The organism is Paraburkholderia aspalathi, assembly GCF_900116445.1.
GTDB classification, from domain to species: Bacteria; Pseudomonadota; Gammaproteobacteria; order Burkholderiales; family Burkholderiaceae; genus Paraburkholderia; species Paraburkholderia aspalathi.
Window position 1 is genome coordinate 1 of the sequence record NZ_FPBH01000098.1, and the last position, 1,262, is coordinate 1,262.

At 58.6% G+C, this 1,262-nt stretch carries 1 protein-coding gene; it reads right to left on the reverse strand.

What is annotated here, in order from left to right:
• Positions 1-65: 65 nt before the first annotated feature.
• Positions 66-1,201, reverse strand: a protein-coding gene (locus tag BM438_RS44530; protein ID WP_234487248.1) for an IS3 family transposase whose coding sequence is annotated in 2 segments (ribosomal slippage) — positions 66-943 and positions 943-1,201 — 1,137 coding nt in all. Because the reading frame shifts where the segments join, the coding sequence is not laid out codon by codon here.
• Positions 1,202-1,262 lie beyond the last annotated feature (61 nt).

Here is a 1,262-nt window from a genome sequence, read left to right on the forward strand (position 1 = left end):
GTTGCCCCTGTGCGGGGCGGCACTGTAGTGGTCAAGTAAACCTGGACACCCGGAAAGGGGAATATTTAAAAAAGTGAAGCTTCGCATCGTGCCGGCGGCTGACCGCCTGCTGCCGAATGGATGCGACGGTAGTTATAAAAGTCGTCGATGTAGACCCCGATGTCGTGTTCGGCGTGCGCGTGATCGGGGTACCCTTTCTCGTCGATCCATTCGCTTTTCAGGCTTCTAAAGAAACGCTCCACCGGTGCGTTATCCCAGCAATTCCCCTTCCTGCTCATGCTCTGAACGATGCCGTTTGCCTTCAGTTCGTTCACGAAGTGCGCGCTGGTGTACTGGCATCCCTGATCCGAGTGGAACATCACTCCTGGCGGCGGACGTCTCTGGTCGCTCGCCTGCTGCAAAGCCCGGATGACCAGTGCTGTATCAGGTAGCAGCGCGAACGCCCAGCCGACGATACGGCGCGAATACAGGTCCATCACGATGGCCAGATACGACCAGCCCTGAAGGGTTCTCACATAAGTAATATCTCCTGCCCACACCTGGTTGATGGACGGCGGCTCGAAGTTACGCGCCAGCAGATTCGGCGCCACCAGCGCCTCACCATTGCTCTTCTGATAGCGGTGCGTGCGCTTTCTGGTAACCACCAGCTGCGCGCGGTGCATCAACGTGCGGGCTCGATAGCGCCCCACCTCGTGACCACGCCTTTGAAGCTCGTGCGACATCCTTCGGCTGCCATAACTGCAGCGGGTTTCGCGATGAATTTCACGCGCAGCGGCGATCTGCGGGCAGGGCGTTAGGCTAGCCGACGGGCGCGCCGCGAACGCGTAATAGCTGCTGCGCGCCACTTTCATCACCTCACACATCACCCTCACAGGCCAGGCCTTCTTCAGTGACTGGATCACTTCGAGAAGCGATCCATTTCCTTGACGAAGAAGGCCGTAGACTTTTTTAGAATGTCGCGTTCCCTCTCGAGATCAGCGACCTTCGCCTCGAGCTCGCGAATGCGACGCGCGTCGGTCTCGATCTCTATCGCTGTGCGCGGCGGTTTGGCCTGCTCCTCGCGCCACCGCGCGACCCAGCGACGCAACGCCGTGTCGCCAACGCCCAGCGCTTCGCAGGCCTGCGAGTATGAATAGCCCTTGCTGACCACCAGCTGGACTGCTTCTGCCTTGAATTCTTCAGGAATGTTCCGTCTGCTCATTTCTCACCTCAGTTGGAGAATTATCCCCTTTAGAGGTGTCCAGGTTCATTGAACCACTACA